The sequence below is a fragment of the Caballeronia sp. SEWSISQ10-4 2 genome, from assembly GCF_030464885.1.
Classification (GTDB): domain Bacteria; phylum Pseudomonadota; class Gammaproteobacteria; order Burkholderiales; family Burkholderiaceae; genus Caballeronia.
In genome coordinates, this window is record NZ_JALPRJ010000023.1 from 70,829 (window position 1) to 86,130 (window position 15,302).

Below are 15,302 nucleotides of genomic sequence, written 5' to 3' on the forward strand. Positions count from 1 at the left end.
CGCTAATTCCTTGTTGTACTCGATGACCCGGGGAAAAAAATGCCCACGCCTCCGGTTCGAACCGTTGCCGTGATTGATGATGACCGGCGCGTCCTGACGTCTCTGGCGAACCTGTTGGCCTCGGGCGGCTATGGAACACGGGCCTACGAGTCTGCACTGGATTTTTTTTCCGACGGCTACTCGGGCCTGGTGTGCATTATCACGGACCTGGGAATGCGTCCCATTGACGGCATTCAAGTGCTCGATAGAACGGTTCATTCGGTCGCAGCAACGCCGGTCATCATTATCACGGGCAAACCGAGCGAGCATACGGAAGACTACTATCTGCGCAGAGGCGCATTAGGTTTCTTCAGAAAACCTGTCGATGGGGACGCGTTGCTGGACCTGCTGGATAGTATCGCTTGAAGATCCGAAAGCCCGATATTTGACGCAAAACGCATCGGTGTAGCTGCAAGGCGGGACATTGATTTCAACCGCAGAGACGACTTTGAAACGACATATTCCACTCGCCGGAGGCAGATATCCAAAGCGTGCAATCGGGATGGCCGCGATTGCCGCGGGTCTCGTCTCAGGGTGCACAAGTTCGCCATCCATTGGCGTGCTCGGCGCGTACTTTCCGGACTGGCTGTTCTGTATCGTTGCGGGCGTGGTGCTCACGGTGGTCATCTATCTGATCGTCAAGCGTTTGCAGGCCGACCATCTGATGGGACCTTCGGCCGTGGTGTATCCCACGCTTGTCGCTTTCCTCGCGCTCGCCGTCTGGTTGATGCTGTTCCAACATTGAATCTCTGTCAGGTAGATGAATGGCGACGACAGCCAGCAAGACATCGAAGAGAAAATGGCCGGCCATTGTCCTGGTCGTGGTGACGCTGTTGCTGCTTGTCTACGTCATCCGGCTGTGGGACCGCGCGCCGCGCACCGACGACGCTTACGTCTATGCGGATACGATCGACGTCGTGCCCGAGGTCAACGGGCGCATCGTCGAACTGCCCGTGCACGACAATCAGGCGGTGAAGCAGGGCGATCTGCTGTTCCGTATCGATCCGCGTCCGTATCAGGATGCGCTGACGCGGGGCAAGGCGTCCCTCGTCGCGCTCGACCGCCAGATCGAGCTGACCCAACGCACGGTCAATGCGCAGCAGTACAACGCGCAGTCGGTGCGTGCGGCCGTCGAGCGTGCGCGAGCGGCAGCCAGCCAGGCGTCCGATACGCTGCACCGCATGGAGCCACTTTTGTCACACGGTTATGTGTCGGCGGAAGACGTAGACCGTGCGCGCACCGCACAACGCGCCACGCAGGCCGAACTCAACGCCGCGCAACTGCAGGCGCAGCAGGCGGCAGCGGCTGTGAGCGGCGTCGATGCGCTGGTCGCGCAACGTGCCGTCGTCATGGCGGAGATTGCGACTGCGGAACTGAACCTCGAGTATGCGACGGTGCGCGCGCCGTTCGACGGTCGCATTGTGTCGTTGAAGACATCGACGGGCCAGTTTGCAACGGCGCTCAAACCCGTCTTCACCTTGATCGACACGCGCCACTGGTACGTGGTCGCGAACTTTCGCGAGACGGAACTCAAGGGCGTCCGTACGGGCACCCCCGCCACGGTCTACCTGATGAGCGATACAGGCCAGCGTTTCCAGGGCGCTGTCGATTCGATCAGTTATGGCATCGCGTCCGATGAAGCCGGCCTCGCATTGCCTGGCGGATTGCCACGCATTCAACGCACGCTTAATTGGGTCCATGTCTCGCAGCGCTTCCCGGTCAAGATCCGGATTGACAATCCGAATCCGGAGCTGTTTCGCGTCGGTACGTCGGCGGTGGCCGTGCTGGAACCCGGGCACGGCAACGACGGCGAGCGCCATTAAGGAGCGCACATGGCCGCCGCCGACTACCTGCCAGTCACGCTGCGCGATGCCGGCGATTTCCTGAAGCGCGAGCTTGCGCCTTTCCCCGGGCGTCTCAACGTGATGTTGCGTTGCATGCTGACGAGCGCCATCGTGATCGTCGTGTCGATGGCGCTCGAAGTGCCGGAGCTCGCGCTGTCGCTGCTGGTGGTGTTCTATGTCACGCAGTCGAACGTGGTGGTCACGCGGCTGGTCGGCGTGATGTTCATGGTCGGATCGACGCTCGCCATCGGCCTATCGATCCTGCTGCTGAAGTTGACATTTGACTATCCGTTGCTGCGCATCGTCATCGCGAGCCTGCTGTTCTGCGGCAGCGTATACCTCATGCGGGTGCTGAAAATCGGCGTGGTGTTCTTCATCGTCGCGATCGTCGTGATCTACGTGCAGAGCTTCGTGGACCAGACCGATCAGGCCGACCTGCTGATTCGCGCGGTGTTGTGGGTCTGGATCGCCGTCAACTATCCGATCGCGCTGACGCTCCTGGTCAACACGTTGCTGTTGCCTGCCGAACCGCAATTGCAACTCAAGGCGGAAATCCATCGGCAACTCGCGGCGCTGGGCACGCGCCTGACGCAGCTGATCGACGGCACCGCGAGCGCCGCGCCGATCACGCTGGCAAGCGTCCAGCAAGGCGCACTCGCGCTGCAGAAGCTGCTGCGGTTCACAACGATGCGCGACGCCCGCTATCGCGAGCATCAGGCGTTGCAGCTTGCATGCATCGCGACAGTGTCGCGTCTTTATCGCGCCGCAAATGAACTGCCGCTCACTTGGCCGGGTGCGTCGGCGGTGCGGCTTGCGATGTTGCGCGAGCTGCGCGCGAACGTCCGGGCGCTCGATGAATCGGTGATGTCGGGCGAGCCTTATCGCTACGTAAGTACGGCGACACCTGAAGAGCGCAATGCAGCCGACAAGATTCCCGCCGCAGGCGATTTGCAGCGGGCGCTGCATGCGTACGCGGATCTCGTCGCAAGGGGTGTGGAGCCCGGCAAGCCGCCCGCGAGCGAGCCGATGGTCGCACCCGACGCATGGACCAATCCCGCGTACACGCGCTTTTCGCTGAAGACGCTGCTCGCTGTTCTCGTCTGCTACGTGTTCTACAACGCCGCGGACTGGCAGGGCGTCCACACGATCATGCTGACCTGCCTGATCGTCGCGCTGCCGAGCCTCGGTGCATCGACGCAGCGTGCGTTGCTGCGGCTGTCCGGGGCCGCCGTCGGCAGCGCGCTGGCGCTGTTCATGGTCGTGTTCATCGTTCCGCATCTCGACGACATTGTCGGCTTGCTGCTGATGGCGTTGCCTGTCGTCGCGCTCGGGGCGTGGATATCGGCGGGCTCGGAGAGGATCGGCTATGCTGGCCTCCAGGTGATGTTCACCTTCTCGCTCGCGTTGCTCAATCAGTTCGGCCCAAGCTCCAACCTCACTGAAATCCGCGACCGGATGGTCGGCATTCTGCTGGGCGTCGGCGTGGCGACCTTCGTGCAGATGTCGTTCTGGCGCGAAGGCGAGGGTGACGTGCTGCGGCAGAAACTCGCCACGATGCTACGCGCCATTGCCGCACAGTTGCGTGCTCCACAGCCGGGCGTCGACCAGCGGGACGAGTTGCCTTATGCGCGGCGGCAGTTGCAGGCGTGGGCCGTGCTGGCCGATTGCGAGGCGACGCTGTCGCGCGTCGCGCTCGAGCCCGACTGGCAGGAAGTAGAGCAGGCACAGCTGACTCTGCGCGCGCAAACCGTCCTCGCGCAGGGGCGCGAGATCATGCTCGCTGGCGATGCGTTGCGCAACACGCTCGCGGCGCAAGCGGGATCGTGGAGCCCACGAACGGTCGATGCAGCGCGCTCGACACAGGAACAGGCGTCCGTCGAACTCAACCGGTACGCGGATGAACTTGTGTCCAACCCACCCGCCGCCCGCGCGCCGCGACGCATTGGGATCGCTGCGCAAGCTGTCGAACTGGCCCAACCGGCCCAACCGGCCGACGGGTCGCTCATCGCCGCTGCGGACGAACTGTCGCGGCAGGTCGCGGGGTTGCCGGACTGGCGCGTCGAGGCACCCGTCGCGGCACCCTCATCACAGGCCGTACGAACATGAATGACCCCCACGCTCACTATCGTTCGCTGCCCCCCGAGGGGGCGGATGCCGGCCTTGGGACGGCCCGGCGGGAGAACATGAACGACCCCCACGCTCACTATCGTTCGCTGCCCCCCGGGGGGGCGGATGCCGCCCTTGGGGCGGCCCGGCGGGAGGCATCATGAATGCGCGATCGGGTGTACGCGATTGGCGATGGCGGCGATGCTTTTTATGCGTCGCGTGGATGTCGTTCGTGCTGCCGGGTTGCGCGCTGATCCATCATAACGGCACGCCCTATACCGAGATCGCGTCCGGGCAGATCAATCTCACCGACGACATCCATCTCGCGCGCGATGGCTGGCCCGCCGCGCGCTGGTGGACGGGTTATCACGATGCGCAACTCGACGCGCTGATCGATCAGGCGCTCGCCAATGCGCCGACGATGGTGATTGCGCGCACGCGCGTCGCGCAGGCGAAGTCGGATGTCGAGCTTGCCAGAGCGGGATCGAACCTTCAGGTGGCCGCGCTGGCGTCGCTGGATCGCGAGCATATTTCCGCGAATGGCTTTCTCGGCCCGTTCGCGAAGAACGAACCGGCTGCGGGGCTGACGGGCCCGTGGTACACCGAAGGCATCGTCGGGCTCGGTGCAAGCCTGGACGTCGACATCTGGGGCAAGCAGCGTGCGCAGATCGCCGCGTCGCTCGGCGTGAGCAATGCACGGCTGGCCGAAACGTCCGCTGTCGAACTCGAAATCTCGACGGATGTCGCGCAGCTTTATTACGGCATCCAAACGACTTACCAACTCATCGACCTGCTGAACGAATCGCATGAGGTGGCGGTGTTCGCGGCGCAAGCACACGAAGCGCGTGCGGCGCGCGGCCTCGAAGCCCGCACCTTGCTCGAAGAAGCACGGGCGCAGCAACTGGCCGTCGAACTGCAGATCGTGTCGGCGCAAGGGCAGATAAAGCAGTTTCGCGAATCGATGCGGGCGCTGGTCGGTGCGAGCCCCGACGGCTTGCGCTCGATCGAGCCCGTGGCACTGCCGCGCTCGCAGGCGGCCCTGCCAGCGACGCTTTCATATGAACTGCTCGCACGGCGTCCCGATCTGCAGGCAATGCGATGGTATGTAGAGGCGTCGTTCGACCGGATCGACGCGGCGAAGGCGGCGTTCTATCCGAACTTCGACATCAAGGCGTTCTTCGGCCTCGATGCATTGCACCTAGCCGACCTTTTCACGCATGCAAGCCAGCAGATCAACCTGATTCCGGGCCTGTATCTGCCGATCTTCGACGGCGGCAGGCTCAACGCGAACCTGAGCGGCGCACGCGAGGGAAGCAACCTTTTGATCGAGCAGTACAACCAGGCCGTCCTCAACGCAGTACGCGATGTCGCGCAGACGGGCAGCCGTCTGGAGGACCTCGATGCTCAGACCGGGTTGCAGAAGCAACGGATCAAATCAGTTGCGTTCACGAGGGACAGCGCTGAAGCAAATTATCAACGCGGACTGACGAGCCGACTCGCGGCGCTCGAAGCGCGCCAGCCCGTGATCGCGGAGCAGGTTGCCCTGCTCACGCTCAACGGTCAGACGCTCAGCCAGGAGATTGCGTTGACGAAGGCGCTCGGCGGCGGCTATCGCGCCGATCCGCCTGTTGAACTGAAGCCGCGTTGAACGGCGCGCCAGTTGTCATCGCAGTCAACACCTCCTTGGCAATGCTTACTTTCCCTGGATCAGAAGGCCGAGTGGAGCAAGCGGGCCGACCGGCATCAGTTCGTAGGTCATGAGGCCGTCAGCCACCAGCGGCAGATCGTCCAGCGTCGCCTTGGCTTGCTCGATCGACTCGACATTCATAAGAAAGATCGGCCCGGCCTTCTCACGAAACCAGAACTGCTCGACCTTGCCCTCCAGATAGAGCTTGAGTGTGGCCGGGACCTCGTTTGGCATGTGCTGCTGGAGCTTGTCGGGTGTGAGGGTCGATTTCGCGGATGCGATGGCAAAAACTTTCATGAGTGATCTCCTTAGTCAATCTTCGTTGCGATGTGCAACGGGGATCACTGTAGCCTTCGGACACAAAAACCGGTATCGTCGTAAATGCCAACTTTGAGGTCATTTACGCCATGCGAATTTCCGTACTCGCCCTTGAGGGATTGTTCGACACAGGGCTCACCGTCATGCTCGACGCGTTCACGCTCGCAAATAAATTCTCGGCCGGACAAATGGGCGGAACACCCTATTTCGATGTGTCGATCGTAGGCGTGCGGAAGAAGGTCCGATCCGGACAAGGACTGACAATACCCGTGCAAGCCGTAACGGCAGACTTGAAGCCGGACTGGGTGGTCGTTCCAGCGCTGAATACCGGGTCACCGGAGCAGTTGGTGCCGGCTCTCGGACGACCGGATGTGACGAAGGCCAAGGCGCAGCTGCTGAAATGGCGTGCTGAGGGCGCGCTTATTGCCGCGTCCTGTATCGGGTCGTTCCTTGTGGCGGAAACCGGACTTCTCGATCATCGGGAAGCGACTACGACCTGGTGGCTCGGTCCGCTGTTTCGGCAACGCTACCCGAAGGTTTTGCTCGACGAGTCTCGCATGCTTGTGCCGACAGACGTGGGTGTGACGGCTGGCGCAGCGATGGGGCATCTGGATCTCGCCCTTTGGTTAATACGCAAGGCTAGCCCGGAACTGGCAGCTCTCGTCTCTCGCTACCTGCTTGCCGACATACGCTCCTCGCAAGCCCCTTACATTATCCCCAATCATCTGGCGCAGGCAGATCCGCTCATTCTGCGCTTCGAACGGTGGTCGCGAGACCATCTCAAGGCCGGGTTCTCGCTGCAGGAAGCCGCCAGCGCGCTGGCGACGAGCGCGCGCTCATTGCAGCGCCGTTGCCAGGAGGTGCTCGGCAAATCGCCGCTTGCCTACTTCCAGGATCTACGTGTCGAACGCGCGCAGTCTCTCCTTCACGGCAGCGGCCTTGACCTTGACGCCATCGCAGCCGAGGTCGGTTACGTCGACGGAGCAACGTTACGAACGCTTTTACGCCAACGCCTGGGACGGGGAGTGCGCGATCTTCGCGCCGACCTGCGCTGACGGTGTTCGAATGTCAGCATGAAAGTTGGCTCACATCGCTCGGTCTGCGCACGCTCGCTCCTGTCGACCCGGAGTACGCCGGCCAGCACGGCGGATCGCTGCTGCAGCGCGATGGCGCTTATCATTAACGAGCTGTCTGGCCCCGGTTGACGGCGCCGTTCGTCAAAGCCTGGTCGCACACTGGGTGCAGGCGGACGCTCCTGATGGAAAAGGACAGACGTTCATGCACTGAACGTGTTGGATGGTCGATGTCGGGTCGGGAGGTTCCATGCCACCGCTACGCGCAATCAATCTTCTCCGGTCGAAGGAAGGTGCCCGGCTCCATGGTCCGGAACTCGACCGATGGCGCCGCTGGGGACCCTATCTGAGCGAGCGGCAATGGGGCACAGTTCGCGAGGACTACAGCGAATACGGCACCGCATGGGACTATTTTCCACACGATCATGCGCGCAGCCGCATGTACCGTTGGGGTGAGGACGGCATTGCCGGATTCGGCAACGACCCGCTCGACTGGTGCGTATCGCTCGCGCTTTGGAATGGGCACGATCCGGTCATCAAGGAACGGCTCTTCGGCTTGACGAATGAGCAAGGCAATCACGGCGAAGACGTGAAGGAGCTTTACTTCTATCTCGACGGCACGCCAACGCATTCGTACATGAAGATGCTGTACAAGTATCCTCACGACGCGTACCCATACCAGGATCTCATCGACGAAAATCTTCGGCGCGGCGCCGATCAGCCCGAGTATGAAATCCTCGATACGGGCGTGTTCGACGACAACCGTTACTTCGACGTCTGTGTCGAGTATGCGAAGCACACACCCGACGATATCGTGATGCGCGTTACCGTCGAAAACCGCGCGGATCAGCGCGCGGCGCTTCATGTGTTGCCGCAATTCTGGGCGCGCAACAGATGGGCGTGGTCGGGCAAACCCGGCAAGCCGTCGCTCACGCTGGAGTCGAATGCACAGGAAGGCGCGCGCGTCGTCGCGCACAATCCCGCGCTCGGAACGATGATCGTGACGGCGTCGGCGCAACAGCCGATCGAGTGGCTCTTCTGCGAAAACGAAACGAATGTACGCCGCATTTTCGGCATCGATGGAGCGGGGCCATTCAAGGACGGCTTCAATGACTACCTCGTTGACGGCGACGAGCAGGCGATCCGGCGCGACAAAGGCACCCGCGCTGCCGCGCATGTGTACTTGCAGTTCGGGCCTCATGAGCGCTCGGTGTTGTATCTGCGCTGGCGTCCAGAATCGTGTCCGGCTGCGGCTTTGGATGCCGTGCCGCTCGACATGAACGAGCTCTTCGCGCGCCGGCAAGCGGAGGCCGACGAATTCTATGCGGCGCTTCAGCACGACATCGCCGACGCCGATGCACGCCTCGTGCAGCGTCAGGCGCTCGCAGGCATGCTGTGGTCGAAGCAGTACTACCAGTTCGACGTCACGCGCTGGCACGACGGCGACCCCGGCCAACCGAAGCCACCGAGAGCACGCAGGCGCGGCCGCAACGCGGACTGGCGGCACATGTGCAATGGCGACATCGTGTCGATGCCCGACAAGTGGGAGTATCCGTGGTACGCGTCGTGGGACCTCGCGTTTCATGCGGTCGCGTTCGCCATGATCGATCCCGACTTCGCGAAGAAGCAATTGTTGCTGCTCGTGAAGGAGCGCTATATGCATCCGAACGGGCAATTGCCCGCCTACGAGTGGGCGTTCGGCGATGCGAATCCACCCGTGCATGCGTGGGCAACATGGCGTGTGTACGAACTCGACCGCGAGGTGAGGGGCGTTGGCGATCACGCGTTTCTCGAAGTCATGTTCCACAAGCTGTTGCTCAACTTCTCGTGGTGGGTCAACCGCAAGGACGCCGATGACCGCAACATCTTTCAGGGCGGCTTTCTTGGGCTCGACAACGTGGGCATCTTCGACCGGTCTTCGCCGCTACCGACCGGTGGGCGCATCGATCAGGCCGATGGCACGGCATGGATGGCCTCGTACGCGCTCGACCTGATGCAGATCGGCCTCGAACTGGCGATGACGAACAACGCGTACGTCGAGATCGCCGTGAAGTTCTTCGAGCACTTTTTGTATATCGCGGAAGCGGTCGGTTGTAGCGAAGGCTGCAGCACAGGGCTATGGGACGAGCACGATGAATTCTTCTACGACGTACTGCACCTTCCGGACGCAACCCGTGTGCCCATGTGCATTCGTTCGATCGTCGGGCTGATTCCGCTCTTCGCCGTTCACGTGCTTGAGGAGAGGGTGTATGGCCATCTGCCGGGATTGCGCGAACGGCTGGCGTGGTTTCTCGATCATCGGCCGAATCTGGCAAAGCTGGTGTCGCGCTGGGCCGAACCCGGCAAGGGCAACACCACGCTGCTCTCGCTGTTGCGCGGACACCGGATGAAATCGCTGCTGCGCCGCGCACTCGATGAAAACGAGTTTCTCTCGGAGCACGGCGTGCGGGCGCTGTCCCGAGTGCATCGCGACGCACCGTACGTCTTCGACCATGACGGCGTGAACCTTCGCATTCAATACCAGCCAGCCGAATCGGACTCGCGTGTTTTCGGCGGCAATTCGAACTGGCGCGGGCCGGTCTGGATACCGGTCAACTACCTGCTGATCGAATCGTTGTATGAGTTCTATCGTTACTATGGCGATGAGTTTCGCGTCGAATATCCGACGGGATCGAGCAACAGTTTTTCGCTGAGCGAGATTGCCGACGACCTTGCACGGCGCGTCACCACGCTCTTTCTCAAAGATGCACAAGGCGTGCGGCCCGTGATGGCGGCCTATCCGATGCTGCAAGCCGACCCGCGTTCGCAGGACCTCGTACTGTTCCATGAGTACTTTCACGGCGACAACGGACGCGGCGTGGGCGCTTCGCATCAGACCGGCTGGAGCGGGCTCGTCGCGCTGCTGCTCCAGCCGCGCATGATGAAGCTATCTCACGTGGCGCCTGATGTTGTGGCGGTGGCCGCGCCAGTGGCCGAAGACACCGCACGGGCCATGGCGCGCTAGCGTTTCGGCTGCTGGAAGGCTGTTGGAGCACAATGCTCGATGAATTGTTCGACCCCGTGATTCAAGGAGCAATCGATGGCGACCGAATCTCCCGCAGGCGAACTCGGCCTTGCCGCGATCATCACGTAGTCAGTCGACAATTGCCTCGATGACGTACGGTCCGTGTTGGCCTACGGCGCGGATGAATGCATCCTCAAAGTCCCGTTTGGACTCCGTGCGAATCGCCGCGACACCGAGCCCCTGGGCGATGGAGACCCAGTCCAGTGACGGACTATGCAGATCGAGCATCGATGTCGCCCGCGGACCATCCAGCCGTGCACCGACGCGGCTGAGTTCGTTGGTGAGCACCTTGTAGCCGCGATTTGCGTACACGATGGTCACGACATCCAGTTGCTCGCGGGCCTGCGTCCAGAGTGACTGCACCGTGTACATCGCGCTGCCGTCGCCGACGAGCGTCACCAGCTTGCGGTCCGGACACGCGATCGACGCCCCGGTTGACACAGCCATCATGCTGCCAATCGCACCTCCGGTCAGGTTCAGGAAATCGTGCGGCGCCGCCCCCGAGAGCATGTCGTAGTACGGCATCGTCGAGGTCACACCTTCATCCGCGACGATCGCGTTCGCCGGCAGATGCTTCGTCACAATCTGTGAGACAGCCTGTGCATCCAGCGCACCGTCGAGCGAAAAGGCCGCTGACTGAACCTCATTGACCCGCTCCGAAGCCCCCTGTGCATCAAGGGCCTCCATCAGCGCTTCGAGGGCCGCCACGCCATCCTCCTGGGGCTGCGTCAGCACGGCGATCTGACACCCGTTGGGCGTGAGCCAGCTCGGCTTGTCCGGGTATGCAAAGAAACTGACCGGAGGACGGGCACCGACCAGCACGAGCAACTCAGTTCCGGCAAGGAACTCCGCCGCGTGCTCGCCAAAGTAAGGCATCCGCTCAACGCTAACGCGCCCGGCACCACGCTCGATACGCGGTGCAAAGGTGTCACACACCAGTCGGGCGCCGGTCTTCGCCGCGATCTTCCCGGCAACAACCAGACCCCGCCCCCTGAGCGCCTCGCCTCGCACCAGAAGCACCATCTTTGATCCGCCGCTCATCATGCTGGCAATTCGATCGACCGTCGCGTCGGACGCGCGGGCACGCGCTTCGAGCGGCAAGGGCTGCGCCACGTCGTCCGCCGATTCCCACGCGGTGTCAGCGGGAAGAATCAACGTCGCGATCTGGCCTGGCGACTGTTTCGCCGCGTGCACCGCCCGGGCCGCATCGGCACCCACATTAAGGGCACTCCTGGAGGTAAGAATCCAGTCTGACACCGGGCGCGCAAACCCGGCAAGATCAGACGCGAGCGGCGCATCATAGCGGGCATGCGAAGAGGCGTGATCGCCCACGATGTTTACAACCGGACTCGATGCGCGGCGCGCGTTGTGGAGATTGCTCAGCCCGTTCGCCAGCCCCGGTCCGAGGTGCAACAGCGTTGCTGCCGGCTTTCCCGCCATGCGCGCATATCCGTCGGCTGCGCCTGTTATGACATTCTCCTGAAGTCCCAGGACGGACCGCATTCCTTCGACAGCGTCGAGCGCAGCGACAAAATGCATTTCCGACGTACCAGGGTTTCCAAAACACACATTCACGTTGCTGGCGACCAGCGATTTCAACAAGCTTTCTGCACCGTTCATGACGATATGCTCCTTAGTGTCGAGAGGTCGCGGTCGCCGTAAGTCACCGAAGTTATGCTTTCGACGGGCGCCGGACTGGCTTGACGACTATTCTGGGCATCACTAATCTAGGCAACAATCGTCTGCGATTGGAAACTTAGTTACGTCATGCGCAAGAATCTCGACTATGGATTGCTGCACGCGATGAACGCGTTCGTGAAGGTCGTCGACACCGGCACATTTACGTCCGCAGCCGAGCAGATGAGCTTGACAACGGCACAGGTGTCACGGCTCGTTTCCGAACTCGAGAAACGCCTGCAGACGCAGCTCCTGCAGCGAACCACGCGTCGCATTGCGCTTACCAGCGCTGGCGACGCGTATGCGATCCAATGCCGCGATATTCTCGAACGAGTCGACGTGGCCGAAGCCGTCGCGTCGGGCTCGACGATCGAGCCCTCCGGACGGCTTCGCGTACTGTGCATGGGGAATTTCGGCAATCGCTATGTCGTTCCGCTGATCGCGGGATTTTGCTCCCGCTATCCTCAAGTCACGGTCGACTACAGCACCTCGCAGTACGCGCCAGATCTTCTTGCTGCAGGGATTGACGTCAGCATTTATCTGACACGACATCTGTCGGACTCGGGACTCGTCGCAGTGCCGCTCGGCACGACATTCAGTGTGTTGTGCGCGGCTCCCGCCTACCTCGAATTACGGGGCTTACCGGATCACCCACGGGAGCTGGCGAATCATGCGTGCATCCGGCTTATCAATCCATCCGCATCGACGGAGTGGGAGTTGACTTCGGGTAAGCGGTCGTATCAGGTTCAACCAGACGGACCGGTCATCGGAGACCACCCGGACGTACCCCTGAGCGCTGCAGTGCAGGCTAGCGGGGTCGCATTTTTGCCCTTTTTTACTGTGATTGATGCGATACGCAGCCGCCGTCTTGTCCGTGTGCTGCCGTCCTGGCGTTCGGCCGACGTCGGCGTCTTCGCGCTTTATCCGTCCCGCCGCTTTCTGGACGCAAAAACCAAAGCATGGCTGGATTTGCTCAAGACACACGTTGCACCGATGCTCGCGGCCGACGCCACGGAGTTTCGCTGAGCCCGACTGGCGATGCGGACATAACGCCACTTCATCACGCCATAAATACAGATCGGCCTGGTTAAGATAGAAAACGTAGACTATAAAACAGGGATTGCGTGCGCTTGCGCCATTCGCACGGAGTTTGCCGTGCCGAATCAGGTCTGCTGCGCTGGGGGCTCGATTAATGAAGCGCATTTCATTGCTTTCGATCGTGTTCTTGCTCGCGACGCGATTCGCCTTTGCTGACATCATCATCGGCAACCCGATCGTCTCGACCAGCAGTTTTTCGGTCAACATCCAACTCTTTGCGCCGACGGGCCAGAGCTTCACTGCCGACAGGAGCGTGCTCAAGTCTGTCGGTATGTGGACGAGCACCTGCAACTGCCTCCCTTTGATAACCTTTCAGCTGTCCCTGCTTAGGGGCGCCGGAACCTCCGGCGCCGTCCTTGCTACGAGGCAAGCGGTTGCGCCGCAGAGCCTGTACGGCTTCGTGAATTTTGACTTCAGCGGTGTCGCAGTTACGGTCGGGCAAACCTATACCGCCGTCATGACCCAGATCACGCCGACTCCCCCGAACGTTGCTGGCTTTGGTATTTATGGCACTCCGAATGATTATCCAGGTGGTATTGCATTCATCAAAGCGTCCCCACGTCCGGATCTGGAATTCGCCCTGCGTGTGATCGACGATCCGCTCGCTGCGGCCGCCCACGAGTATCCGGAAAAATTTGTGTGCGGCGCTCCTGACACGGACCAAGCCCAGAGCGGCCACGGAATCGTCGCTTCCGGTCAGTACTTCGCCACGGTTAACGTGCACAACCCGGCTGACGTGACGGCGGTGTTAAAAATGAAAGTGGCTACCGCGGGCGCCGATGCTAAGTCCGCAGGTTTCGTCTCGTCGTTCACTTATGTGCAACTCGGCGCCGATCAGGTCCAAAAGATTGACTGCGACGATATCCGGTCCCTCGCCAAAAATCCGCAGTCCGGCAAAGAGCCATCGGGCTTACTGGACGGCTTCCTTGTCATCATCACCGACTTCGATCTGGACGTCGACACGGTCTATACTGGCGCGCAAAACGGTCAATTGAGAACGTTTGACATTCAGCGCGTGCCTGAAAGAAACCTGAATAGCCTGCCGCAGCAAACCTTTGGTAACACCCACGGAAAAGCTCCATAGTCGTTGCTTGTGCGGCGCCATTGCTTTTAGCGTCGCACTTCGCTGTCACGCTCACCTTCTTGTGCCGTTTCCTGCGCCGCCGGGCTTGGTTCTGCTCGTAGATACTACGGTCGTCTTCGCAACGACTCGTTCGCCACCGATTTACGAATGGGACGCTTCCAATTCGCAGGCCGAAGCCTAACGCTTACATACACGGTCTGCTCTGAACGGGTCATTTGCTGAGTTCCGCCAACGCTGCGCGTGCCGTGAATTTCCGTCGCCGATCCGGTTGCCGAATCATGACCAATACGTCCTACGGCGATGCCGCTTTTGTTCTATCAGCGGATTTTGGGCTTTGATTTACTGACGACCAATCTGATAGATCGGCGAGGCATGCAATGAGACTTACCAAGGCTGCTTTCGTCCTTCTTGGCTTCATCTGGGGATCGAACTTCATCTACATGAAGTGGGCCGTGACCCTGATCAGCCCAATGCAGATTGCCTTTTTGCGGGTACTTTTCGGCTTCCTGCCACTGGCGCTTGCGGCATGGCATCAGGGAGTGATCAACCGTAGCCAGCTGCGTCATCTGCCCCACTTTTTCGTCATGGCTGCTGTGGCGACAGTGCTCTACTACGTTGTCATCGTGAAAGGCACTGCGCTGCTCCCTTCAGGCGTCGCAGGTGTTTTGGGTGGCTCTATCGCTATATTCACCGCTATCTTCTCGCTGTTGCTTCTGCGAACAGAGAAAGTGAACGGGTTAATGGTGGTTGGTGTGGTTCTAGGGTTTGCCGGCATTGTTCTGACAGCGCGGCCTTGGAAGGGTGCAGACAACCCCATCGATCTTGCCGGCGTCTTCTGGATGTTGGCAGGTTCGATCATCCTCGGGATGTCGTATGTTTACGTCCGCCGTTTTCTATCGCCATTCAACCTCCCGCCCTTGGCGTTGGTCGCTTGGCAGATGGGACTGGCCCTGCTTATGCTTGCCGTGCTGACAGACTTCACCGGGATAGGGCACATACTGCACGATTGGCAGGCGGCAGCAGGTGTTGTGGTCGGACTTGGTATCCTCGGAACCGGAATCGCCTTTTTGATCTACTACTTCCTGCTGCAGGAGCTCGGAGCAGTTGCCGCCTCGGGCTCAACCTACATTACACCTACCGTTGCGCTTCTAATTGGTTGGGTCGCCGGGGAAAAGGTTGGCGTATTGGAAGTGACCGCCATCGCCTTGATTCTTGCCAGTATCGCGATGTTGCAGATTGGACGACAACGAGCAGCCCGCGAGACAGCACAATCAGTTCGCGTAGCTGCCGCTCGCCCTTAAACTCGATTCTG

General features: G+C 61.0%; 12 protein-coding genes and 1 pseudogene. 11 read left to right on the plus strand and 2 right to left on the minus strand.

Annotated features, from left to right (window positions below; all coding sequences use genetic code 11):
- The first annotated feature begins 39 nt into the window (after positions 1-39).
- The 5 genes from M0D69_RS17375 (at position 40) to M0D69_RS17395 (ending at position 5,637) form a co-directional block, all read left to right on the plus strand.
- Positions 40-405: a response regulator gene (locus M0D69_RS17375; protein ID WP_301783193.1), complete on the plus strand. Its 366-nt coding sequence runs from the start codon at positions 40-42 to the stop codon at positions 403-405.
- Positions 406-487: 82 nt separating this feature from the next.
- Complete coding sequence (locus tag M0D69_RS17380) at positions 488-784, plus strand: YtcA family lipoprotein (protein ID WP_301783194.1); 297 nt, start codon at positions 488-490, stop codon at positions 782-784.
- Positions 785-803: 19 nt separating this feature from the next.
- The gene (gene mdtN / locus M0D69_RS17385) at positions 804-1,862 is read left to right on the plus strand and encodes a multidrug transporter subunit MdtN (RefSeq protein ID WP_301783195.1); all 1,059 of its coding nucleotides are present in this window, start codon (positions 804-806) and stop codon (positions 1,860-1,862) included.
- A gap of 9 nt (positions 1,863-1,871) precedes the next feature.
- Complete coding sequence (locus tag M0D69_RS17390) at positions 1,872-3,989, plus strand: FUSC family protein (RefSeq protein ID WP_301783196.1); 2,118 nt, start codon at positions 1,872-1,874, stop codon at positions 3,987-3,989.
- Positions 3,990-4,149: 160 nt separating this feature from the next.
- Entirely contained in the window at positions 4,150-5,637 is a 1,488-nt protein-coding gene (locus tag M0D69_RS17395; RefSeq protein ID WP_301783197.1) for an MdtP family multidrug efflux transporter outer membrane subunit, read from the plus strand.
- A 45-nt stretch (positions 5,638-5,682) separates the two neighbouring features.
- Here the strand turns inward: M0D69_RS17395 and M0D69_RS17400 are convergent, their stop codons facing one another.
- Complete coding sequence (locus tag M0D69_RS17400; RefSeq protein ID WP_301783198.1) at positions 5,683-5,973, minus strand: hypothetical protein; 291 nt, start codon at positions 5,971-5,973, stop codon at positions 5,683-5,685.
- Positions 5,974-6,083: 110 nt separating this feature from the next.
- On the opposite strand from M0D69_RS17400, the gene M0D69_RS17405 reads away from it, so the two are divergent.
- From M0D69_RS17405 to M0D69_RS17415, 3 genes and pseudogenes are all read left to right on the plus strand, one after another.
- Positions 6,084-7,049 (plus strand): GlxA family transcriptional regulator, encoded by a 966-nt coding sequence (locus M0D69_RS17405; protein WP_301783199.1) that lies wholly within the window; start codon positions 6,084-6,086, stop codon positions 7,047-7,049.
- 29 nt (positions 7,050-7,078) lie between these two features.
- Positions 7,079-7,174: pseudogene (locus M0D69_RS17410) on the plus strand (amylo-alpha-1,6-glucosidase); the annotation flags it as partial.
- Between the two features lie 143 nt (positions 7,175-7,317).
- Positions 7,318-10,071 (plus strand): glucosidase, encoded by a 2,754-nt coding sequence (locus M0D69_RS17415; RefSeq protein ID WP_301783200.1) that lies wholly within the window; start codon positions 7,318-7,320, stop codon positions 10,069-10,071.
- 129 nt (positions 10,072-10,200) lie between these two features.
- Here M0D69_RS17415 and M0D69_RS17420 read toward each other — a convergent pair whose 3' ends face one another.
- Positions 10,201-11,751, minus strand: coding sequence for an acetolactate synthase large subunit (locus tag M0D69_RS17420; protein ID WP_301783201.1), 1,551 nt, complete (start codon positions 11,749-11,751; stop codon positions 10,201-10,203).
- A 147-nt stretch (positions 11,752-11,898) separates the two neighbouring features.
- Here M0D69_RS17420 and M0D69_RS17425 point away from each other — a divergent pair, with 147 nt between their 5' ends.
- From M0D69_RS17425 to M0D69_RS17435, 3 genes are all read left to right on the plus strand, one after another.
- A complete protein-coding gene (locus M0D69_RS17425) occupies positions 11,899-12,834 on the plus strand; it encodes a LysR family transcriptional regulator (RefSeq protein WP_301783202.1) in 936 nt (311 codons plus the stop codon).
- A gap of 166 nt (positions 12,835-13,000) precedes the next feature.
- Complete coding sequence (locus tag M0D69_RS17430; RefSeq protein WP_301783203.1) at positions 13,001-13,990, plus strand: hypothetical protein; 990 nt, start codon at positions 13,001-13,003, stop codon at positions 13,988-13,990.
- Between the two features lie 377 nt (positions 13,991-14,367).
- Entirely contained in the window at positions 14,368-15,291 is a 924-nt protein-coding gene (locus M0D69_RS17435) for a DMT family transporter (protein WP_301783204.1), read from the plus strand.
- Positions 15,292-15,302: the final 11 nt, after the last annotated feature.

Excerpts from the sequence above, each read along its gene's own strand:
- M0D69_RS17375 (WP_301783193.1), top strand. The coding sequence starts at position 40 with ATGCCCACGCCTCCGGTTCGAACCGTTGCCGTGATTGATGATGACCGG.
- mdtN (WP_301783195.1), top strand. The coding sequence starts at position 804 with ATGGCGACGACAGCCAGCAAGACATCGAAGAGAAAATGGCCGGCCATT.
- M0D69_RS17390 (WP_301783196.1), top strand. The coding sequence starts at position 1,872 with ATGGCCGCCGCCGACTACCTGCCAGTCACGCTGCGCGATGCCGGCGAT.
- M0D69_RS17395 (WP_301783197.1), top strand. The coding sequence starts at position 4,150 with ATGAATGCGCGATCGGGTGTACGCGATTGGCGATGGCGGCGATGCTTT.
- M0D69_RS17400 (WP_301783198.1), bottom strand. The coding sequence starts at position 5,973 with ATGAAAGTTTTTGCCATCGCATCCGCGAAATCGACCCTCACACCCGAC.
- M0D69_RS17405 (WP_301783199.1), top strand. The coding sequence starts at position 6,084 with ATGCGAATTTCCGTACTCGCCCTTGAGGGATTGTTCGACACAGGGCTC.
- M0D69_RS17415 (WP_301783200.1), top strand. The coding sequence starts at position 7,318 with ATGCCACCGCTACGCGCAATCAATCTTCTCCGGTCGAAGGAAGGTGCC.
- M0D69_RS17420 (WP_301783201.1), bottom strand. The coding sequence starts at position 11,751 with ATGAACGGTGCAGAAAGCTTGTTGAAATCGCTGGTCGCCAGCAACGTG.
- M0D69_RS17425 (WP_301783202.1), top strand. The coding sequence starts at position 11,899 with ATGCGCAAGAATCTCGACTATGGATTGCTGCACGCGATGAACGCGTTC.
- M0D69_RS17430 (WP_301783203.1), top strand. The coding sequence starts at position 13,001 with ATGAAGCGCATTTCATTGCTTTCGATCGTGTTCTTGCTCGCGACGCGA.
- M0D69_RS17435 (WP_301783204.1), top strand. The coding sequence starts at position 14,368 with ATGAGACTTACCAAGGCTGCTTTCGTCCTTCTTGGCTTCATCTGGGGA.